Below are 21,223 nucleotides of genomic sequence, written 5' to 3'. Positions count from 1 at the left end.
CTTGTCTGGTGTGATGATATCGCTATCTGCCTAGTGGGCCAGAATGCTACCCCAGGCGAGGTCCGGATCCCCCATCACGATAAAGTCCGGGTTCTCCAGCGACTCGGTTTCGTTGTAGCTGAGTGGCTGCAACGCCAGACTGAGGATACGGCCACCGGCTGCCTCGACGATGCACTGGGCGGCGGCGGTGTCCCACTCGCCGGTGGGGCCGAGCCGCACGTAGCAATCGGCCGCACCTTCCGCCACCAGACAGGATTTGAGGGAGCTGGAACCAAGCGGGATCAGCTCGTAGTTGATGGCCGGGTTGAGACGGCGGGTGAGGTTTTCCAGCTTCTGGCGGCGGCTGATAGCCACCACCAGTGAGTCGGGCTGGTCATGCTCGTGATGCATGGCGCTGATGGGCAGTACCTCGCCATTCACCTCCTTGAAGGCGCCGTAGCCGCGCACCGCCCAGTAGAGCACGTTGGACTCGGGGGCGTAGATGACCCCCAGCACCGGCACATTGTCCCGCACCAGGGCGATCAGGGTGGCAAAGTCGCCGCTGCCGGCGATAAATTCGCCAGTGCCGTCGAGGGGATCCACCAGCCAGTACTGCCGCCAGTTGGCGCGCTGGCTGAAGGGGATGTCGGCCGCCTCTTCTGTCAGCACCGGCACATGGGGGGTGAGCGCTGAGAGCGCCTGTTTAAGGTAGGCATCGGCAGCAAGATCGGCACTGGTGACCGGGGTCGCATCCTCCTTCAGCTGACGCTCGAACTGACCGCCGTGATAGATGTCGTGAAGGATCCTTCCGGCTTCGCGGGCAATCTCCTTGACCCCCGGCACCCAGGCCAACAACTCCTGCATCTCGTTATCCTCTGTCTGTTAACTGCCCGTCTGCGGGCTACTCTGCCTGCTCGGCCAGCCACTTTTGGGCCAAGAGCAGGGCACTGATGCTGCGCGACTCGGTGAAGTCGGGTCGCGCCAGCAATTCGTCGATCCGGTTCAGCGGCCAGGGGATCACCTCCAGCGGTTCCGGTTCGTCGCCGATCCGCTGCTCGGGGAAGAGGTCCCGCGCCAGTAAAATGTCCATCCGGCTGGAGAAGTAACCCGGCGCCAGCGACACCTGCTTGAGCAGGGTCAGGCTGTTGGCGCCAAAGCCCGCCTCCTCCATCAGCTCCCGGTTGCCCGCCTCGAAGGCATCTTCGCCCGGGTCGATCAGCCCTTTAGGGAAGCCCAGCTCGTAGGTGTGGGTGCCTGCGGCATATTCGCGCACCAGCAGCAGGGTGTGGGCATCGAACAGCGGCACCACCATGACGGCGCCACGATTGCCGCCGCGCATCCGCTCGTAGACCCGCTCCTCGCCGTTGGAGAATTTGAGGTGGAGGGACTCCACTCTGAACAGTCGGCTCTCGGCCACTATCTCTGCCTTGAGGATCTCCGGCTTGCTCTTGGGGTGATCCAGTTGGTCGGCTGAGATGTGCTCGGGTTTGCTCTTGTGGGGGTCGCTCATCGGACGCTGGCTGCTCGTTAAAAAATCGTGCTTCAAGAGTAAACGACTCCCACACCGAACACCACGGGGCAGGGAGGGGAAAGGGAGAGGAAAAATCCGTTATACTGCCGCCCCGTTTTCCGAGATCCGCGATCAAGAGGCCCGATGCCACACTCCCGCGCTACCACCTTGCCCTGGCACCAGATAGACACCGTTTTGCTCGATATGGATGGCACCCTGATCGATCTGCATTTTGACAACCACCTCTGGCAGCAGCTGGTGCCGGAGCGTTACGCCGAGCGGCTCGGGCTGCCGCTGGATGAAGCCAAAGCGCAGATCGACGTCCACTATCACGCCGTCAACGGCACCCTCAACTGGTACTGCGTGGATTACTGGAGCGAGACCCTGGGGCTCGATATTCGTGCCCTCAAGCAGGAGCTGCTGGCGAAGATCCAGTGGCGTCCCCACGCCATCCCCTTTCTGGCCGAGCTGCGCGCCGCGGGCAAGCAGCTGGTGCTCTTTACCAATGCCCACCCCGCCAGTCTGTCGGTGAAGGATGCGCAGCTGGGACTAAGCAACCATCTGGATCTGATGGTGAGTACCCACGAGCTGGGCTGGTCGAAGGAGAGCCAGCACTGCTGGCAGGCGCTGGCACAGCGGCTGGCGTTCGATCCGGCCCGCACCCTGTTTGTGGATGACAGCGAGCGGATCCTGCGGGCTGCCGCCGACTATGGCATAGGCTACCAGCTGGCGATCCAGAATCCGGACAGCTGCAAGCCGGAGCAGAGCATCACCGCTTTTCCGGCGATCCGCGATTATGCGGAGTTGCTGCCGCTGGCGATCTGAATCTGCTGAAACGACAGAGGGCTGCATCGTGCAGCCCTCTTTCTTTGATTTGAATTTTGGTTATCTGACGCCTGATGGCGAAAAATCACAGCTCCCGAAACGGGCGCCGCTTCTCCTCTTCGATGACGATCGCCTCCAGATTGGCGACCCGCTCTTGCAGCTCCCGAATGACCAGATCCTGCTTGCCGAGGCGGTCGGTGATGCGGGCATCCCCCATCTGATAGCGGGCCCGTTTGCCGAGATATCCGAACAATACGCTGATAAATACGATCAGGACTATGCCTGTCCACATGGTCATGTCACGACTCCTTGTCGTCTATAGACGGCGAAAACGCTGATGGGATCCGTTCTGTTTTCTCACAGCCGCCAATTGGCCGCAATGGGGCCCTTTTAGCCTTTGTGATGCAGTTGGCTATTGCTGCCAGAGTGGCCGCCCGACCCAGAGCGCCCATAGGGTGAGGTGCAGCAGCACGATAAACCAGAAGACCAGCCGGTAGCTGCGCTTCTGGGTCTTGTGACGTAGCCACTGGCGGGCCACCAGTGCGCCCGGCCAGCCGCCGCACAGCTCCAGCAGATGCAGACGGGATTCGGGAATGCGCCACTCGCCCCGCACTGCCTGCCGCTTGTCCCAGGCGTAGGCGGCCACCGTGAGCAGACTCATGGTCAGCAGTGTGGCCAGCGGCCACCACTGCTGTTCGCCGAGGCCGAGCCAGAGGGCGGCGCCCAGTGGCAGCAGCGCCAGCGCCATCATTGGGCCAGCTCCCAGCAGCGCTCCTCGTCCTGTTTGAGGGTGCGGATCACCCTGGCCGGATTGCCCACCGCCACCGAGTCGGCCGGGATGTCGCGGGTGACCACGGCGCCGGCACCTATGATGGAGCGCGGCCCTATGGTGACGCCGGGGCAGATGATGGCGCCGCCGCCAATCCAGCAGTCGTCACCGATCCGCACCGGCTTGTTGTAGGCGGTCCAGTTGCGTCGCTCCAGATAGTTCATGGTGTGGGTGGCGGTGTAGATCTGCACGTTGGGGGCCAGTAGCACATGGCTGCCGATGTGCACTTCGCCCACGTCGAGAATGGTGACGTTGAAGTTGAAGAAGGTCTTCTCGCCGATGTGGATGTTGCGGCCAAATTCGCAGGTAAACGGCGTGCTGATCCAGCAGGAGTCGGGGCAGTGGCCGAACAGCTCGCGGCAGATCTGCTGGCGCAAAGAGGCATCGCCCGCCGATGAACCATTGAGCCGGGCCAGCAACGCCTGACCGCGGATCCGGTCGTTGGCTATCTCCTCGCTCTGGCTATCCAGTGCCCCGCCAGCCAGTACCTTGTCCCAGTCGCTCGCCATTGCTACCTCCTCATGCTGCAAGAGCAGGCAGTATACGTGACTGTCAGGGGCGCCGTCAGTCTGTCACTTGTTGCAGGTGATCCCCGTCAACCTGCGGGCCAGACGAGGGGCAGGATCAGCAGGGCCGAGACGAAGTAGGGGAGCAATACCCGCAGCCCGAGACTGCGACCGCCGATGCCGAGGGCCAGCAGCCCCTTCACCAGCGAGTTGACCAGACCGGCGAGCAGGATGCCGCGGGCCGCCACCTCCAGCGCCAGCTCCTTGTGGGAAAGCTGGGAGAGCGACAGCGTGATGGCGTCCACATCGGTGATCCCCGACACCAGCGCCAGCAGGTAGACCCCCGAGTTGCCCACCTTGCTCTGCAACAGGGTGGCCATAAAGCCGATCAGTGCCAGCAGCAGGCCGAACTTGATGGCGGTGGCCAGATCGAGCGGGTTGCTGGTTTCCGGCTGTACCGGGCCGTCAGTCAGCTCCTCGCGCTGGCGCCAGAACCAGAAGGCAAAGCCGTAGACAGTGGTGGCCAGCAGCAACAGGGGGGCGACGAGGCGCATCGCCAGCTCGCTGTGAATGAGCAGCACCAGCACCAGCAGCCGCAGCCACATGGTGGCCCCTGCCAGCAGGATGCCGGTAGCCAGCAGTCGCTCCAGCCCGCCCTGCTCCTTGTTGAGGCGGGCAAACTGCAATGTGAGGGCGGTGGAGGAGGCCAACCCCGCCAGTATGCTGGTGAGTACCAGTCCGGCGCGAGTACCGAGCAGGCGTACCGCGAAGTGGCCACAAAACGAGATGCCGGCGATCACCACCACCATCAGCCAGATCTTGAAGGGGTTGAAGGCATCGAGAGGGCCCATCTCCTCGTTGGGCAGTACCGGCAGCAGTACCAGCGAGATGAGCAGAAAGCGCAGAGTGGCGTGGAATTCGGTTTCGCTGAGAAACAGCATCCCCTGCTGGATCTGCCCCTTCAACCCCATCAACAGGGCGGCCAGCACGGCGCAGGCCACCGCTTCGCTCGGGCTCAGCAGTACCGACATCAGCCCCAGCAGATAGGTGAGCACCATGGCCACCGAGCTGGTGAGGCCGAACTCCCCTTGCCAGCGCTGGGCCAGCCAGACCGAGAGGCCGCAGCCGATCACCACCGCCAGCAGGCCGAGCAGCGGCAGCCAGGGGCCCAGGGTGGGCAGCAGCAAACCGCACACCCCGCCGAGCAGGCCGATGAGGCCGTAGGTCCGCATTCCGGCGATGCGCTGGTTGTCCCCCAGCTGGCGCACCTGCCAGCCCCGCTCCAGCCCGATGATAAGGCCGATGGCCAGCGAGACCAGGGCTCCGTTGACCGGTTCTGCATTGATCCACATAACGACTTCCTTTTCGTCATCTGCCTGCCTTGTTCCCATGATGGCACAGCGCTTGAGGTCACTGAGGGGCATGGCTCACAGAGTCTGCGTCCGGCTCCCGGTGCGGGTGGCTGAGTTGATATGAGCAAAAGAGATAAGCAAAGAGTTATTTCTTTCTTCTGGGCATAACAACTCCACGGCATGCTGTTCTCAACCCAACAAGATATGGAGTATCACCATGAAACTGCGAATGACCGCCCTGACCCTGCTCTCTCTGCTGGCATTTAGCCAGGCCAATGCCGCCGAGATCCGCCTGCTCAACGTCTCTTACGATCCGACCCGCGAGCTGTTTCAGGAGTACAACGCCGCCTTTGCAAAGGAGTGGAAGGCCAAAACCGGCGACGACGTGGTGGTGAGCCAGTCTCACGGTGGCTCCGGCAAGCAGGCCCGTGCTGTGGTGGATGGGCTGGAGGCCGACGTGGTATCGCTGGCGCTGGCCTACGATGTCAATGCCATCGCCAAGGCGGGGCTGACCGCTGCCGACTGGCAGAGTCGCCTCGGCAACAACGCCTCGCCCTATACCTCCACCATTGTCTTCCTGGTGCGCAAGGGCAATCCCAAGCAGATCAAGGATTGGGATGATCTGGTGCGCAAGGATGTCGCCATCGTTACTCCCAACCCCAAGACCTCCGGCGGGGCACGCTGGAACTATCTGGCCGCCTGGGGCTATGCCCTGAAGAAGAGCGGCAGTGAAGAGGGGGCCAAGCAGTTTGTTGGCGATCTATTCAAGAACGTGAAGGTGCTGGACTCAGGCGCCCGCGGTGCCACCACCAGCTTTACCGAGCGCGGTCTCGGTGACGTGCTGCTGGCGTGGGAGAACGAAGCCCTGCTGGTGCTTGGTCAGGCGGGGGCCAGCGACAAGTTCGAGCTGGTGGTGCCTTCGGTCTCCATTCTGGCAGAGCCGCCGGTCGCGGTGGTGGACAAGGTGGCCAAGAAGCACGGTACCGAAGCGGTGGCCAAGGCCTATCTCGATTATCTCTACTCTGACGAGGGGCAGCATATCGTCACCAAACATCACTATCGCCCCAGCAACCCGGCGATCCTGAAGGAGACGGCAGCCCAGTTCCCGCAGCTTGCCTTCTTTACCGTCAAGGATCTGGAAGGGGATTGGGAGAAAGCCCAGAAGAAACACTTCGCCCAGGGCGGTCTGTTTGACCAGATCTATCAGCCGGGTCGTTGATAGCTTCGTTATCCATCACTGAACTGGCCCCTGTGCCAGCCGATAGGAGCACCAAGATGAACAAGATCCTCCTGGTTCCCGGTCTGCACAACAGTGGGCCGGATCACTGGCAGAGCCGCTGGCACGATCATTTTCCCCAATGGCAGCGGATGACCGGGCTACCGTGGGACAAGCCGGACCTCAGGGTCTGGAGTGCCAAGCTGGCGAGCAAGCTGAAACGTCGCCGCAGCCGGGTCCATCTGGTGGCCCACTCTTTCGGCGCCCTGACAGCCATCGCGGCGGCCCGCTTGCAGCCGGAGAAGGTGGCCTCGATCTTTCTGGTGGCGCCCGCCGATCCTGCCCGTTTTGGCATTGCGGATGAGGCCTTGGCCGGGCCGCTGCAGGTATCGGCCCAGCTGGTGGCCAGCCGCAATGATCCCTGGATGAGCTTCGAGCGAGCCGAATACTGGAGTCGTCAGTGGCAGGTGCCGCTGTTCGATGCCGGTGAGGCGGGCCATATCAATGCCCAGTCCGGTCATGGGGACTGGCATCAGGGGCTGCATTTGCTGGGGGCTCTCTATCGCCGTGGTGAGCTGGTGGTGGCTCCGGTCAAGGCCGCATCGCCCCGGCCGGTCGTATTGGGCTTTCGCTAGGTATCTGTGAAGTGGTTGGAGGGTTGGCGAGCGCGCTGTTCGCTGGCTACTCCATGCCCCCGTTCTTTGAATGCTCCGCTCCGTATTGCTCCATTTCTTAGGTCTTTTATTTATATAAAAGACCTTTTTTTATTTGGAGTGCGCCAAGAGCCTTGTGACTCTGCGGTTAGACAAAAAAGTGATTAGCAAAGTCGCAATTGATGTTTGTTGCCGATGAGGGGAGTGAGCAGAATCACCATATCGAAAATTCTTCATAACAGATGGATGTGTTATGCGATTTGGTTCTTATTCTGTCCTGCCCGGTTTTGGCCCCACCCTGGGGTTCAGCCTGCTCTATCTGGGCCTGCTGGTGCTGTTGCCGCTCTCGGCCCTGGTGCTGTTTGCGATCAACAACCTGACCGCCGCCGAGTTCTGGCAGGTGATCGGTTCACCCCGGGTGCTCGCCTCCTTTCGCCTGAGCTTCGGTGCGGCCTTTGTCGCGGCGCTGCTCAACAGCCTGTTCGGCCTGATCCTGGCCTGGATCCTGGTGCGCTACACCTTCCCCGGTCGTCGACTGGTGGATGCGTTGATCGACCTGCCATTCGCCATGCCGACCGCCGTTTCCGGCATCGCCCTGTGCGCCATCTTCGCCCCCAACGGCTGGATCGGCCAGTTGCTGGCGCCGCTCGGCATCCAGCTCGCCTACAACCCTATCGGGGTGGTCATCGCACTCACCTTTATCGGATTGCCGTTTGTGGTGCGTACCCTGCAGCCGGTGCTGCGGGAGGCTGAAACCGAGCAAGAGGAGGCCGCCGCCAGCCTCGGCGCCGATCGCTGGCAGACCTTTCTGCGGGTGCTCTGGCCGACCCTGGTGCCTGCCCTGCTCACCGGTTTTGCGCTGGCGTTTGCCCGTGGGGTGGGGGAGTACGGCTCCGTCATCTTCATCGCCGGCAACCTGCCGATGGTCTCGGAAATCGCGCCGCTGATGATCATGAGCCACCTGGAGGAGTATGACTATGCCGGCGCCTCCGCCATCGCAGTGGTGATGCTACTGATTTCATTCATTTTGTTACTGCTAATCAACAAGTTGCAGGCCTGGAGCTGGTCTCGCATCGGAGGGAGCCGGATATGAGTTCATCTGCTATCGCCATTGAGGCGGCCTCTGTGGAGGCGACCCCCGCTCGCAAGGCACCGGTCGTGATCCGTGAACCCCAGTGGGTCAAGTGGCTGCTGATCACGGTCGGTTTGGGCTGGTTTGCTGCCCTGTTGCTACTGCCGTTGGCCACCGTCTTTATTCAGGCGCTGACGCCGGGGCTGGCTTTTTTCTGGCACGCCATCAGCGAGCCGGATGCCCTGAGCTCCCTCGGTCTGACTGCACTGGTGACGCTCTGCGCCGTTCCCCTCAATCTGCTGTTCGGGATTGCTGCGGCCTGGGCCATCGCCCGTTTTCGCTTCCCCGGTCGGCAGCTGCTCATCACCATCATCGATCTGCCCTTCTCGGTGTCGCCAGTGATCGCCGGTCTGATGCTGGTGTTGATGTTCGGCAGCCGCGGCTGGTTCGGTGACTGGCTGAGCGAACACGACATCAAGATCATCTTCGCCACCCCGGGGATCATCCTGGCCACCACCTTCATTACCGTGCCCTTCGTGGTGCGCGAGCTGCTGCCCCAGATGGAGGCGCGCGGCCCGGAAGAGGAAGAGGCGGCCATCATGCTGGGGGCGAGCGGCCTGCAGATGTTCTGGCGCGTCACCCTGCCCGGCATTCGCTGGAGCCTGATGTACGGCCTGCTGCTCTGTACCGCCCGTGCGGTCGGGGAGTTTGGCGCGGTGTCGGTGGTTTCCGGTCATATTCGCGGCCAGACCAATACCCTGCCGCTGCATATCGAGATCCTCTACAACGAGTACCAGACCGGCGCCGCCTTTGCAGTGGCAAGCCTCTTGGCTCTGTTCGGGATCTTCACCCTGCTGGGGGAAACCCTGTTGGCCCGGCTGCGTGCCCAGCCTACCAAATCTCACTGAATTACCGTTTTAAAGAGGCAGCCATGAGCATTCAGGTTCAACAACTCAACAAGCATTTCAATCAGTACGCGGCGCTGGCAGACATCAACCTCGACTTTCACGACGGTGAGCTGGTGGCCCTGCTCGGCCCTTCCGGTTGCGGCAAGACCACCCTGCTGCGGATCATCGCCGGGCTGGAGCAGGCCGACAGTGGCTGCGTCATCATCCGCGGTGAGGACGCCTCGGATCTCCATGTGCGTGAGCGCAACGTCGGCTTCGTGTTCCAGCACTACGCCCTGTTTCGCCACATGACGGTGTTCGAAAACGTAGCGTTTGGCCTTAGGGTCAAACCGCGCAGTGAACGCCCGGCCGAGGCGGCCATTCGTGCCCGGGTCAAGGAGCTGCTGGATCTGGTGCAGCTCAGTCACGTGGCCGAGCGCTACCCGACCCAGCTCTCCGGCGGCCAGCGTCAGCGGGTCGCGCTGGCCCGCGCGCTGGCGGTGCAGCCCAAGGTACTGCTCTTGGACGAGCCCTTCGGCGCCCTCGATGCGCAGGTGCGCAAGGAGCTGCGCCGCTGGTTGCGCGAGCTGCACGACGAGCTGCATGTCACCAGCCTGTTCGTGACCCACGATCAGGAGGAGGCGCTTGAGGTAGCGGATCGGGTGGTGCTGATGAATGCCGGACGGGTCGAGCAGATCGGCACCCCGGCCGAGGTCTACGACCAGCCCGCCAGCTCCTTCGTCCACAGCTTCCTCGGCAGCGTGAACCAGTTCCGCGGTCGGGTGGCGGAGCAGGGATTCGGCATCGGCGAGCAGCTGCTCGGCGGGCCGTCGGCTTCTCATCTGGCTCACGGCAGTGCCGCCATCGCCTATGTCCGTCCCCATGAGCTGGAGATCTTGCCAGCCGATGCGCCGGGCGGGATCCGTGCCACCATCACCCGTCTGCTGCCCATGGGGCCACGCATTCGGGTGGAGCTGCGTGGCGATGGCGAGACCAAAGGGGCCCACTATGAGGCGGAGCTGAGCAAGGAGGCGGCCAAGCAGTTTGCTCCGGGACAGGGGGTGCGGCTGGTGGCCAGACAGGCGCAGTTCTATCCCGATTACCAGATTTGATGTGGTGTTGCGGGTGGCATGGCTGCCCGGGTTCAGGCGCTCTGCCGGGGTATGATCCGGCCAAATAACAAAAATGAGGGGTTGACCAGCTTGTGTCACCCACTCTTCGCAGGAGGCGACAAGGTGAATTTTCAGCAGTTACGAATTATCCGGGAGGCAGCGCGGCGGGATTACAACCTGACCGAGGTGGCCAACGCCCTTTTTACCTCGCAATCCGGGGTGAGTCGCCATATCCGCGAGCTGGAAGAGGAGCTCGGTATCGAGCTCTTTATCCGCTACGGCAAGCGGCTGCTCGGTATGACCGAGCCTGGCAAGGAGCTGCTGGTGATTGCCGAGCGCATTCTCAATGACGCCAACAACATCCGCAAACTGGCCAGTACCTTTGCCAACCGCGACTCGGGCCGCTTGCTGGTGGCGACCACCCATACCCAGGCCCGCTATGCCCTGCCGCGGGTGGTGAAGGCGTTTCGCGAGCAGTTCCCGCTGGTGCAGCTGGAGCTGCGTCAGGGCAGCCCGGAGGAGATTGTGCGGCTGGTGCAGACCGGCGAGGTGGATATCGGCATCAGCAGCGAGCAGCTCGACAAGAGCGAAGGGGTGGTGGCATTCCCCTACTACCGCTGGCACCACAATATCGTGGTGCCCGAGCAACATCCGCTGGCAGGCGAGCGGGATCTGACGCTGGCGGCGCTGGCCAACTGGCCCATCGTCACCTATCAAGCCGGGTTGACCGGGCGGGTGCGGGTGGATGAAGCCTTTGCTGCGGCTGGCATCGAGCCGCAGATCCTGCTGACGGCGCAGGACTCCGATGTCATCAAGACCTATGTCGAGCTGGAGATGGGTGTCGGCATACTGGCCGACATGGCGTTCGACGCGCAGCGTGATCAGGGGCTGGTACAGCTCGACGGCAGCCATCTGTTTGCCCCCCACACCGCCTGGATTGGCCTCAAGCAGGGGCAGTTCCAGCACAACTTTGCCTGGCAGTTTATCCAGCTTTGCAACCCCGAGCTGGCGCTGGCGGATATTCAGGCCCGCGCCATGGGCAGCGAGCCTGCCATCGACTTCCAGATTTGAATCGGAAGAGAAGAGCAGAAGGGGAGCCAATGGCTCCCCTTCTTTATTGCTGGCAGAGGAGATTGCCAGCGAAAACAGACGGCTTCATATGAATTTTTTCACTTAGGTTTGCCAGTTAATTTTGTTTGTTATCAGGTGCTTGGATTGCAAGATGGAATAAGTGACTGAACAAAGTCGATCCATTCAGGATAAAGCATGTCGTATAGCTACCTATCACATCTGCGTTGCAGCAAGAGTGGCGAGATCCATGATGCCGACCAGCCCTGGCAACTGAGCCGGGCAGGTGCACCACTGCTGGCCAGCTACGATCTCGATGCGCTGAAGCGAGCCTGGCACCCGGCGGCATTGTCGGGTCGCCCGGCCAGCCTGTGGCGTTATCACGAGTTGCTGCCGGTGCGAGATCCCGCCCATGTTGTGACGTTGGGGGAGGGGCTTACCCCGCTGCTACGGCTGCCCACGCTGGGCAAGCAGATCGGTATTCCGGATCTTTGGATGAAGGACGAGAGCGTCATCCCCACCGGCTCCTTCAAGGCTCGTGGCGCAGCGGTGGGCATCTCCCGCGCGCGTGAACTCGGCGTCACCCACTTCGCCATGCCGACCAACGGCAACGCAGGGGCAGCATGGGCGCTCTACGGTGCCCGCGCCGGACTGCGCAGCACCATCGTCATGCCTCAGGCCGCTCCCGCCATCACCCGACTGGAGGCCTCCCTCGCCGGTTCCCGTCTCTATCTGGTGGATGGCCTGATCAGCGATGCCGGTCGTCAGGTGGCGCAGGCGGTGGCGGAGCACGCCCTGTTTGATGCCTCAACCCTGAAGGAGCCCTACCGGATTGAGGGCAAGAAGACCATGGGGCTGGAGATTGCCGAACAGCTGGGCTGGACCCTGCCGGATGTGATCATCTATCCGACCGGTGGCGGGGTCGGCCTTATCGGTATCTACAAGGCGCTGCGCGAGCTGCAGGAGCTGGGCTGGGTCAAGGGCGCGTTGCCCAGACTGGTCGCGGTACAGGCGAGTGGCTGCGCGCCCATTGTGCAGGCGTGGCAACAGAGAGCCACCGAATCGAGCTTCTGGCCCGACTCCCAAACGCTGGCGTTCGGCATCAATGTACCCAAGGCGCTGGGTGATTTTCTGGTGCTGGACGCCCTCTATCGCACCGAGGGTTGCGCCATCGCGGTGGATGACAAGGCCATCCAGAGCGAGATCCGCCAGCTTGCCTCTCGCGAAGGCAGTTTTGTCTGCCCTGAGGGGGCCGCCGCGTTTGCTGCTGCTCGTCAACTGCGCGAGGCTGGCTGGATCCGTGGGGGAGAGCAGGTCGTGGTGCTCAATACCGGTACCGGCATCAAGTACCCGGATGCGATCACTGTCCTGCCCCAGCGTCTGCAGCGTGACGGGAGGATCCCTGCATGAATCTGGACCTGCCCTTTATCGTCACAACGCTGCCCGCCTTCGGCAAGGCGGTCTGGGTCACCTTGCAGCTGGGAACCATAGTGATCTTCACTTCGCTGGCGGTCGCCCTGCTCAACGTCGCCCTGCTGAGCTTGCACAAGCGGCCGCTAACCGCCCTGATCCGCGGATATGTCGAGCTGGCTCGCAACACGCCGCTGCTGATCCAGCTCTTCTTCCTCTATTTCGGGCTGCCTGCGCTCGGCTTGTCGCTCTCCGGGTTTACCACCGCGGTGATTGCGATGACCTTCCTCGGCGGTGGTTATCTGACCGAGGCTCTGCGTGCAGGCATTCAGGCGGTGCCCGCCAGTCAGCTGGAGGCTGGCAGGGCTATCGGGCTTTCTCGCTGGCAACTGCTGCGCCACGTGCAGTTGCCCCAGGCCTGGCTTGCCAGCCTGCCGGCGCTGTTTGCCAACTTCATCTTCCTGCTCAAGGAGACGACGGTGGCTTCGGCGGTGGCGGTGCCAGAGCTGCTCTACACCACCAAGAATTACATCGCCCTCTACTACAAGACCTACGAGATGCTGGCGGTGCTGACCTTGATGTGCGTGCTGATCTTTTTGCCGCTCTCCCTCGCTCTGCGCGTCGTTGAAAGGAGGCTGCAACATGGTCAGTTCGGTCACTGAATCGCTAATGCAGGCGAGGATCCCGATGTGGGCACTTATCTTCCAGCTGCCGCAGTCATTCGCCACCGAGGCGCAGGAAAGGAGGGCTCAATATGGTCAATTCCGTTACTGAGCAGCTGACGCAGGCGTTGCCACTGCTAGCGGTGGGCGCAGGCCAGACCCTCGCTATCTCGCTGCTGGCCATCCTGTTTGCCACCCTCGGCGGTGTCGCTTACGGCGTGTTGGCACAACAGGGCGGCCGGTTGGTGCGGGGTCTGCTGCGGCTTTATCTCGAGCTGTTTCGGGTAGTGCCGGTGCTGGTGTGGCTCTATCTCTTTTTCTTCGGGTTGCCGATCTTTTTCGGCCTCGATATTCCGGCCTTCTGGTGCGCCGTGCTGGTACTCGCCCTCTGGGGCGCCAGCGAGGTGGGAGAGGTGGTGCGCGGTGGCCTCAACTCCCTCGCCCGTGGTCAGCAGGAGGCCGGCTTGGCGCTCGGGCTCTCGACCTGGCAGCTCTATCGCCATGTGTTGCTGCCGCAGGCGTTGCAGCGGCTGACGCCGCCGACCATCAACATCTACACCCGCATCATCAAGACCAGTTCGCTGGCTGTGCTGATCGGGGTGGTAGAGGTGATCAAGGTGGGCCAGCAGATCATCGAGCGCACCTATGGCTCGCTGCTTATTTACGGTCTGCTGTTTCTGTTCTTTTTTCTGGTCTGCTATCCGCTCTCGCTCGCCTCGCGCCGGCTGGAGCAACATTGGGGTAATGCGGTATGACACCTCTGCTTGAACTCGGTTCTGTCAGTAAACAGTTCGGCCCGAATCTGGTGCTGGATCGGATCAGCCTCAGCGTGCGCGCCGGGGAGGTGATCGTCATCCTGGGGCCGAGCGGCTGCGGCAAGAGCACCTTGCTGCGCACTCTCAACGGGCTCGAGCCCATTCAGGGTGGCGAGATCCGCTTCGATGGTGTGCTGCTGGATGGTGCCACCGACTGGCAGCGGGTGCGCCAGCGGATTGGCATGGTGTTCCAGAGCTATCACCTCTTCCCCAACCTGACGGTGCTGGAAAATGTGCTGCTTGGCCCCCTTCAGGTGCAAAAACGGGAGCGAGCAGAGGCGCTGCTGCAAGCCGAGCAGCTGCTGACCCGCATCGGCCTGTGGGAGCGGCGCCATGACTATCCGCGCCAGCTCTCCGGTGGTCAGCAGCAGCGCATCGCCATCGTGCGGGCGCTGTGCATGAACCCGCAGGTGATGCTGTTTGACGAGGTAACCGCCGCCCTCGACCCCGAGATGGTGCAGGAGGTACTGGAGGTGATCCGCGATCTCGCCGGCAGCGGCATGACCCTGCTTATCGTCACCCACGAGCTGGCCTTCGCCCGGGCGGTGGCGGATCGCATCGTCTTCATGGATGGCGGCCACATTCTGGAGCAGGCCGCCCCCCACCAATTTTTTGACAATCCCAGGAGCCAGCGTGCGCGCCAGTTCCTCGCCAAGTTTTCTTATACAAATGTCATCAAACGAAAGGAGTCAGCATGAAAAAAATCACCTCGGTTCTGCTTAGTGCCTTATTGGGACTGGGTATCGCCAGCGGCGCTGCCCATGCGGCGGACGGTTCCCTCGACAAGATCAAGGCGCGGGACAAGCTCATCGTCGGCGTTTTCACCGACAAGCCGCCGTTTGGCTACGTGGACGAGAAGGGGAACTACGTCGGTTTTGATACTGACCTCGGCCGCCGCTTCGCCAAGGATCTGCTGGGGGACGAGAACAAGATCGAGTTCGTGGCGGTGGAGCCAGCCAGTCGCATCCCCTTCCTGCAGAGCGACAAGGTGGATCTGATCCTCGCCAATATGACGGTGACCCCGGAGCGGCGGGAGGTGGTTGATTTCACCAACCCGAACCTGCGAGTGGCGGTACAGGTGCTGGTGCCGGAAGGGAGCCCGGCCAAGAAGCTCGACGATCTGGCCAGCAAGACCCTGATCGTGACCACCGGCACCACGGCCGACATCTGGCTGACCCGTAACCACCCGGAGTGGAAGGTGCTCAAGTTCGAGAAGAATACTGAATCCCTGCAGGCGCTGGCGCAGGGTCGTGGCGACGCCTATGCCCAGGACAACCTGGTACTGTTAAGCTGGGCCAAGGAGAATCCGGGATATCGGGTACTGCCCGAAAAACTGGGCTCGGAAGATCCCATCGCCCCGGCGGTGAAGAAGGGCAATATCGAGCTGCGTGACTGGGTCAACGACCGTCTCGCCAAGCTGGGGGAGGAGAAGTACCTGCTGAAACTCTATGACCAGTATGTGCGTGACAAGCTGAGCCCTGATACCGATCCGAATGATGTGATCGTCGAAGGAGGAAAATGGCAGGGTTAATGGACAACCCCTGTTCTAAAGAGTGTGTTGAGTGTGTGAAGTAAGTGAAGAGTGAGGTCTTGGTTCCGTTGGTATGCAAACCGCAAGGTTTGATTTTTCCGGGCGTCCCCTGCTAGAGAGGACGCCCTTTTTTATTTGCCAAACCGTGGGTTAGTGCACTTCATCCCACGTCATCTGCCAGTGGGAGCCAATGCCCGGCTCGTACTGGGTGGCTGTGGTGGTCCACTGCTGGCAGTAGCCGCTGTAGGGGAAGGGCTTGCACTGATAGACCTTGCCATTTTTCGGCTGCTGCACCTTGGTGCCGGCGGCATAGGATTTGAGCGAGTTCGGGAAGACGAAGTCGTATTCGCCGCTGCTTTGCTCCTTGAACATCAGATCCATGGTCTGCTGGATGGTCTCGCCGCCCGCTTTCGGGGTGGCCTTGATCACCAGCTGGTGGTGACCAGCCTTGAGACCTTCCAGCGCCATGGTGAAGGTGTGGCTGCTGTCCTTGATGTCGGCACTGCTTTCACCCTTGGCGACGCCGCCGTGGTCATAGAGGGTGTTGGTGACGGCCAGATCGCCCTGTGCGGTGACGGTGAAATCGAGGGTTGCCTTGCCGTTGTCCAGCACATAGTCGCTGGCCAGACCGCTGACGCTGATGCTGTCCACTACCGGCGGCTGCAGCTGTTGCAGATCAATCTCGACTCGATCCAGTTTGCTGTCTCGATGCAGATAGACGGAGTTCATACCGTAGACCGGATTGAACTGGCCATCGGCTCCTTGCTGACCGGCGCGGATCAGGCTTTGCTCGGCGTTGATCTTGCTGGCGAGGGCATGGGCCCAGCTGTTCTTCTGGCCCTGCTCGGCGGTGGTGATGGTCAGCACGGTCTGCAGATCGGGGCGCTCGCCGTTGGCATCGAATACCCGGGTCATTGCCTTGTCACCTGCCGCGAGGTCGATGGAGGGGTAGATGGTGCCGGCCTGACTCCACTCCAGCGGCGGCTGGCTGCCATCTTTGAACTTGGCATCGATGATGTTGTAGAAACTGTTGCTGGTGTCGCCCACTTCCCACACGCCGAGGATCACCTGATAACCGGTGCGCTCCGGCAGGACACAGTTGTGGGTCACCTGCTTGGGCGGCTGCACCATGTTGCCGTCGATGACGCAGAAGGGGGTCAGGTCGAACGAGGCGCGGGTGAGCGGCTGGTTGGGGTTCCAGTCCTGCTTGGTGAGGTAGTAGCGCCAGTTGCGGGTGACGTGGTTGGCGGTGAAGGTCCAGCTGATAGCGAAGGGGCCGGGCTGTACTTCACGCTTGGTCCAGCGGTCGCTGGTCTGGATGTTCAGCTCGCTCCAGCGCGGGCTGCCCGCCGAGGCGATTTGACCATCCTGCGGGCCGGTTTGTGGGAAGCCTGATGGCCCCTCCACGCTCTGGGGTTCCCACTGCACGCCGCCACACTGGCTGTTGCCACCGGTTTTGCACAGGTAGTTGCGACTCTCGGGTTGGCTGATGTAGCCATGAGCCAGGGCGCTACTGCTGGCCAGTAGGGCCAGCATCGCCGCGATGTGATTGAGTTGGATTTTTGCTGCCATACATTCCTCTGTTCGATAGATGTGGGCAGTCAGTTGGCCGGGGAGTTCCCCGATGCACACTTGCGTGTGGCAACCCCGCTATCCTGGACAAAACGTCTGTAGACCGGAGGCTTTGCGTCCCGACCTTTCGGTCAGTTTGCCAAATGACTAGATGGTTAGTGATGGGCCAAATGTTCGGCCATCAGCATTGTGCACTGCATTGATTAATTATTTGAAGTTAAATGTTTAAATGCGCCATTCAATGGCGCGAAAATCATTCTAACTCGCTGTTTTTAAATTGTTCTCTTATCTGTGAATGGCGCCGATTAACGTTGAATATGTCGATAAGATGTATGTTGATTGCGTGTTGCTGACGTAAAAAAAACCTGCCAGCTTGGCTGGCAGGTTGGGTGACAAAGCGACACGGGTTGACGCCATCAATGGCGGGCGCGCTGCTCTCCGGAGGGGGGAGATACGGGAGTCATCATTGGCGCTGTAGCTGACTCCTTGCCCAGTTTGAACACCGCAAGCCGCTCATCAAGGCTGCGGGAGAGACCGGCCAGCAGCTCGCTCTCCTGCGCCAGTTGCGAGGCGGACTGTGACATCTCCAGCGCCGAGTCGTTGATGCCGCTGACGTTGCGGTTCATATCCTCGGCCACCATGCTCTGCTGCTCGGCGGCGGTAGCGATCTGGGTCGCCATGTCGCTTACATGCTGGATGTGGTTGACGATCAGGGTGAGATCCTGCCCCGCCTGCTGGGACTGGTTGACGCTGCTCTCTGCCAGTTTGCGGCTGGTATCCATGGCGTTGGCGGCGGTGACGGCCCGTTGCTGCAGCTGGGCAATGGTGCTCTGGATCTCTTCGGTGGATTGGCGAGTGCGGCTGGCCAGCTGGCGCACCTCGTCGGCCACCACGGCAAAGCCGCGGCCCTGCTCGCCAGCCCGTGCTGCTTCGATGGCGGCGTTGAGGGCCAGCAGGTTGGTCTGCTCCGAAATGGCGCTGATGACGGCGGTCACTTCGCTGATCTGCATCACCCCCTCCTTGAGCTGGTTGACCTGCTGGGTGGCTTGCTCCACCTCGGTGGCCAGCGCCTTGATACCGTGCACGCTGGCGTGAACGTCGCGGTTGCCGAGCCCGGCTTCTCCAGTCGCTTCCTGGGTATCCCGCGCGGTATTTTCGGCGTGTCCGGCCACATCGGAGATGGTGGCGCTCATCTCGTTCATGGCGGTAGCGAGCTGGGCCAGCTGATCCCGCTGGCTGGTCACCGCCTGATTGGTCTGCTCGGCAGAGGCGGCGATGCGCAGGGCGGCATCCGCCACGTTGCGAGCTCCCTGGCTGGCCTCCAGCAGGGCGTGACGAATGGCATCGAGACTCTGGTTGGTGCAGCGGGCGACCACTCCCAGCTCATCCTTGCCCTGTACTGGGATGCTCACCACCAGATCCCCCTTGGCGACCCGCTGCATGGCGCTGTTGATCTGGCTGAGGGGGGAGACGATGGAGTGGGTGATACGCCAGCCCAGCAGCCCCATCAGCAGGATCACGATGGCGGTGGCGGTACCCATCTTCATGTACTGGGCCCAGATGGTCTGCTGAATATCCTGCAGCAGCATGCCGGAGCCGAGGATCCAGCCCCAAGGCTGATAGCCGGATACCATGGAGAGCTTGTCGGCGGTTTCGCCCGATGGGCCTGTCCAGACATATTGCAGGGTGCCCTGTTTGCCCCCTTTGGCGATATCCACCATCTGATACCAGAACTGCCCTGCGGTGGCGGCGCCCCCTTCACCCATCTTCTGGCCGACCAGTTCGGGACGGATGGGGTGAACCACCATGGTGCGGTTCTCGTCGATGACGAACAGGTAGTTGTTGCCATCAAAGCGGGTGTTGGTCAGCAGCTTGCGCGCCTCCTGCTGGGCCTGCTCTGCTGGCAGGGTGCTGGCCAGAAACTGGATCTGGCTCATGGCCTGCTCCAGTACCGCATTGAGCCGCGCCTCTCGCTCACTCATCAGATTGCGCTGGAGCGCGTTGGCCGAGATAAGCAGCAGCGAGACAAAACCGACAAACGCCAGTGCGAGCAGCAAAATCAATTTGCGGCTCACGGTAATATCACCGAGCTTGAACATGACTAAACCCTCATTTCCCTGTTGATTTTATGTGGCTCTGTACTGCGGCAGCCAGTTCGTAAGAGTTAACAACTCATTTACTTTCAGTCTCTTGCCGAGCTTTCTCAAATGAGCGTTTTAACATCAGTATAGTCAGCAGACAGCAACCCCCACTTTTTGGTAGCGTGTTCAGGCGCATCCCTGCGCAATTTTTGCCAAAGAGTGTGAATCATTTGGCATTTCACTAAAAAAAGGAGTGGGCCCCGCTGCGGGTGACCCCATAACAAGAGGGAATTTATGAGTTCCATTGCCAGGAATTACTTCAACCAGCTCAACGCCGACTACCTGCAGGTGCACAGGCGCAAGGAGGATCTCTTCTGGTCCACCTATATGGGCACCAGCGACGATCAGGCCGGTTTCACCGCGGCCGAGCAGACCTACAAGGCCTTTTGTGCCAATCCGGCCCGTCTGCCCGAATTGCGGGAGATGTTGGTGCAGGCCGACGAGGATGATCTCAAGCGCGGTCTGCAAGGCTGGATCGCCTTCTTCGAGTGCAATGTGATTGAAGATCCCGCCGCTGCCGCCCTGATGGATGAGCTGGTAGCTGCCGAGGCGGAGCTGTTCGCCCGCCGCAAGGGGCTGAAACTGACCCTGCTGGATGAGCAGGGCCAGCAGGTCGCTGGCAGCCTGCCTGCCGCCAGTACCTCGCTCGCCGCCAGTCCGAACGAGGCAGTGCGCCAGAGCGCGCTCGCCATGTTCCACACCCTGGAGCAGTGGGTGGTCGGCAACGGTTTTCTCGAGGTGGTGGCGATCCGCAACCGCTTTGCCCGCGCCATGGGCTATCGCGACTACTTCGACTACAAGGTGCGCAAGAACGAGCAGATGGGCCCGGAGCAGCTGTTCGCCATCCTCGACGATTTTATTGCCCGCACCGACGCTCGGTTGCAGCAGAGTCTGGAAGAGCTGAAGGTTGCCAAGGGGGAGGCGGCCCTGCGGCCCCACAACCTGCGTTACAGCGTGAGCGGCGACGTCACCCGCCAGCTCGATCCTTACGTGCCCTTCTCACGGGCGTTGCGGGATTGGGTTGAGAGCTTCCGCCGGCTCGGCATCCAGTACCGTGGTGCGACCCTGACCCTGGACTTGCTGACACGAGAGGGGAAATACGAGAACGGCTTCTGCCACGGCCCGGTGCCGAGCTTCTTCCAACAGGGGGAGTGGGTGCCGGCGGTGGTCAACTTCACCAGCCTGGCCGATCCGGCGCAGGTGGGCAGCGGCTGGAGTGGCCTCAATACCCTGTTCCACGAGGGGGGCCACGCTGCGCACTTTGCCAATGTCACCGGCAACGCGCCCTGCTTCTCCCAGGAGTTCCCGCCAACTTCCATGGCTTATGCCGAGACCCAGTCAATGTTCTGCGACAGCCTGCTGGACGATGCCGACTGGCTCAAACGCTACGCCAGAAACGCAGCAGGAGAGGCGATCCCCGATGCGCTTATCCAGGAGATGCTCGAAGCGCGTCAGCCGTTTCGAGCCTTCAACGAACGCCAGATCGCGCTGGTGGCCTACTTCGAGCGGGATCTCTATGCCATGGATGAGAGCGAGCGCACTCCCGAGGCTGTGCTGGCACTGGCCCGCAAGTGGGAGCGCAAGATCCTCGGGGTCGAGAGCCCGCGCCCGTTGCTGGCCATTCCGCACCTCCTTAATCAGGAGTCGGCCTGCGCCTATCACGGCTACCTGCTGGCGCTGATGGCGGTGGAGCAGACCCGCGCTTACTTCCTCAAGCGCGATGGCTACCTTACCGACAACCCGCGCATCGGGCCGGATCTGGCTGCCCACTACTGGGGGCCGGGCAATGGCATGAGTCACGATGAGACCCTGCGCAGCCTGACCGGCGAGGGATTCAGCGCGGTGCCGCTGGCCGAGGCGTGCAACCTGAGCGCCGCCGAGGCGTGGCAACAGGCGCAGGCCTGCATGGCCGCCGCCCAGCAGCGCCCCGCAACTGGCGAGGGAAGCCCGCTCGATGCCCATATCCGGGTGGTACACGGCGCCGAGCTTATCGCCGACAACAGCGAGTCGGAAACCCGCATGCTGGCCGACTTCGAGGCGTGGATCCTGAGCCACAGCGCACGAGCCTCTGTTGCGTAAGCTG

The 21,223-nt window shown here is 61.8% G+C and carries 21 protein-coding genes and 1 riboswitch; of the genes, 13 read left to right on the top strand and 8 right to left on the bottom strand.

Annotated elements, in window-relative coordinates:
* Positions 1–30: 30 nt before the first annotated feature.
* Positions 31–843, bottom strand: a complete 813-nt coding sequence (gene cysQ, locus AB5Y90_RS19260) for a 3'(2'),5'-bisphosphate nucleotidase CysQ (protein WP_213391854.1) — start codon at positions 841–843, stop codon at positions 31–33.
* A 37-nt stretch (positions 844–880) separates the two neighbouring features.
* On the bottom strand, positions 881–1,489 hold the full coding sequence (gene nudE, locus AB5Y90_RS19255) for an ADP compounds hydrolase NudE (RefSeq protein WP_307895602.1): 609 nt from the start codon (positions 1,487–1,489) through the stop codon (positions 881–883).
* A 144-nt stretch (positions 1,490–1,633) separates the two neighbouring features.
* Here nudE and yrfG point away from each other — a divergent pair, with 144 nt between their 5' ends.
* Positions 1,634–2,314 (top strand): GMP/IMP nucleotidase, encoded by a 681-nt coding sequence (gene yrfG / locus AB5Y90_RS19250; protein WP_307895600.1) that lies wholly within the window; start codon positions 1,634–1,636, stop codon positions 2,312–2,314.
* An 85-nt stretch (positions 2,315–2,399) separates the two neighbouring features.
* On the opposite strand, the gene AB5Y90_RS19245 is transcribed toward yrfG, so the two are convergent.
* The 4 genes from AB5Y90_RS19245 to AB5Y90_RS19230 form a co-directional block, all read right to left on the bottom strand.
* Positions 2,400–2,612, bottom strand: coding sequence for a hypothetical protein (locus AB5Y90_RS19245; protein ID WP_005348798.1), 213 nt, complete (start codon positions 2,610–2,612; stop codon positions 2,400–2,402).
* 114 nt (positions 2,613–2,726) lie between these two features.
* Positions 2,727–3,065, bottom strand: coding sequence for a DUF1294 domain-containing protein (locus tag AB5Y90_RS19240; protein WP_307895599.1), 339 nt, complete (start codon positions 3,063–3,065; stop codon positions 2,727–2,729).
* Positions 3,062–3,652: a sugar O-acetyltransferase gene (locus AB5Y90_RS19235; protein ID WP_307895598.1), complete on the bottom strand. Its 591-nt coding sequence runs from the start codon at positions 3,650–3,652 to the stop codon at positions 3,062–3,064. The genes AB5Y90_RS19240 and AB5Y90_RS19235 overlap by 4 nt, the downstream gene beginning before the upstream one ends.
* A gap of 86 nt (positions 3,653–3,738) precedes the next feature.
* Complete coding sequence (locus AB5Y90_RS19230; RefSeq protein ID WP_307895597.1) at positions 3,739–5,001, bottom strand: DUF4010 domain-containing protein; 1,263 nt, start codon at positions 4,999–5,001, stop codon at positions 3,739–3,741.
* 217 nt (positions 5,002–5,218) lie between these two features.
* On the opposite strand from AB5Y90_RS19230, the gene AB5Y90_RS19225 reads away from it, so the two are divergent.
* The 11 genes from AB5Y90_RS19225 to AB5Y90_RS19175 all read left to right on the top strand — a co-directional run bounded on the left by AB5Y90_RS19225 (position 5,219) and on the right by AB5Y90_RS19175 (position 15,427).
* Entirely contained in the window at positions 5,219–6,220 is a 1,002-nt protein-coding gene (locus tag AB5Y90_RS19225; RefSeq protein WP_213387643.1) for a sulfate ABC transporter substrate-binding protein, read from the top strand.
* Positions 6,221–6,276: 56 nt separating this feature from the next.
* On the top strand, positions 6,277–6,852 hold the full coding sequence (locus AB5Y90_RS19220) for an alpha/beta hydrolase (protein ID WP_040067346.1): 576 nt from the start codon (positions 6,277–6,279) through the stop codon (positions 6,850–6,852).
* A gap of 271 nt (positions 6,853–7,123) precedes the next feature.
* Positions 7,124–7,963, top strand: coding sequence for a sulfate ABC transporter permease subunit CysT (cysT, locus tag AB5Y90_RS19215; RefSeq protein ID WP_040067348.1), 840 nt, complete (start codon positions 7,124–7,126; stop codon positions 7,961–7,963).
* A complete protein-coding gene (cysW, locus tag AB5Y90_RS19210) occupies positions 7,960–8,850 on the top strand; it encodes a sulfate ABC transporter permease subunit CysW (RefSeq protein WP_307895596.1) in 891 nt (296 codons plus the stop codon). Before cysT ends, cysW begins: the two co-directional genes overlap by 4 nt.
* A 23-nt stretch (positions 8,851–8,873) precedes the next feature.
* On the top strand, positions 8,874–9,941 hold the full coding sequence (locus AB5Y90_RS19205; RefSeq protein ID WP_236323302.1) for a sulfate/molybdate ABC transporter ATP-binding protein: 1,068 nt from the start codon (positions 8,874–8,876) through the stop codon (positions 9,939–9,941).
* Between the two features lie 123 nt (positions 9,942–10,064).
* Complete coding sequence (gene cbl, locus AB5Y90_RS19200) at positions 10,065–11,012, top strand: HTH-type transcriptional regulator Cbl (RefSeq protein WP_042030338.1); 948 nt, start codon at positions 10,065–10,067, stop codon at positions 11,010–11,012.
* Between the two features lie 195 nt (positions 11,013–11,207).
* On the top strand, positions 11,208–12,419 hold the full coding sequence (locus AB5Y90_RS19195; protein ID WP_368167571.1) for a threonine synthase: 1,212 nt from the start codon (positions 11,208–11,210) through the stop codon (positions 12,417–12,419).
* Positions 12,416–13,081 carry an amino acid ABC transporter permease gene (locus AB5Y90_RS19190; RefSeq protein WP_307895594.1) on the top strand — a complete coding sequence of 222 codons (666 nt, stop codon included), beginning with the start codon at positions 12,416–12,418 and terminating at the stop codon, positions 13,079–13,081. Before AB5Y90_RS19195 ends, AB5Y90_RS19190 begins: the two co-directional genes overlap by 4 nt.
* Positions 13,082–13,173: 92 nt before the next feature.
* Entirely contained in the window at positions 13,174–13,836 is a 663-nt protein-coding gene (locus AB5Y90_RS19185; RefSeq protein ID WP_307895593.1) for an amino acid ABC transporter permease, read from the top strand.
* Positions 13,833–14,594: an amino acid ABC transporter ATP-binding protein gene (locus AB5Y90_RS19180; protein ID WP_040067361.1), complete on the top strand. Its 762-nt coding sequence runs from the start codon at positions 13,833–13,835 to the stop codon at positions 14,592–14,594. The genes AB5Y90_RS19185 and AB5Y90_RS19180 overlap by 4 nt, the downstream gene beginning before the upstream one ends.
* The gene (locus AB5Y90_RS19175; RefSeq protein ID WP_307895592.1) at positions 14,591–15,427 is read left to right on the top strand and encodes a transporter substrate-binding domain-containing protein; all 837 of its coding nucleotides are present in this window, start codon (positions 14,591–14,593) and stop codon (positions 15,425–15,427) included. Before AB5Y90_RS19180 ends, AB5Y90_RS19175 begins: the two co-directional genes overlap by 4 nt.
* 150 nt (positions 15,428–15,577) lie before the next feature.
* Here AB5Y90_RS19175 and gbpA read toward each other — a convergent pair whose 3' ends face one another.
* Together gbpA and AB5Y90_RS19165 are read right to left on the bottom strand one after the other, a co-directional pair.
* Entirely contained in the window at positions 15,578–16,999 is a 1,422-nt protein-coding gene (gene gbpA / locus AB5Y90_RS19170; RefSeq protein WP_307895591.1) for an N-acetylglucosamine-binding protein GbpA, read from the bottom strand.
* A 65-nt stretch (positions 17,000–17,064) separates the two neighbouring features.
* Positions 17,065–17,150, bottom strand: a riboswitch (cyclic di-GMP riboswitch).
* A 265-nt stretch (positions 17,151–17,415) separates the two neighbouring features.
* Positions 17,416–19,098, bottom strand: coding sequence for a methyl-accepting chemotaxis protein (locus AB5Y90_RS19165; protein WP_307895590.1), 1,683 nt, complete (start codon positions 19,096–19,098; stop codon positions 17,416–17,418).
* 276 nt (positions 19,099–19,374) lie between these two features.
* Between AB5Y90_RS19165 and AB5Y90_RS19160 the strand changes: the two genes are divergently transcribed.
* Positions 19,375–21,219, top strand: coding sequence for a M3 family metallopeptidase (locus AB5Y90_RS19160; protein ID WP_307895589.1), 1,845 nt, complete (start codon positions 19,375–19,377; stop codon positions 21,217–21,219).
* Positions 21,220–21,223: the final 4 nt, after the last annotated feature.

The sequence above is a fragment of the Aeromonas sp. R4-1 genome (genome assembly GCF_040908325.1).
GTDB classification, from domain to species: domain Bacteria; phylum Pseudomonadota; class Gammaproteobacteria; order Enterobacterales; family Aeromonadaceae; genus Aeromonas; species Aeromonas veronii.
Note: the sequence above shows the minus strand (reverse complement) of the source record. Positions and strands in the feature narration are given on the sequence as shown.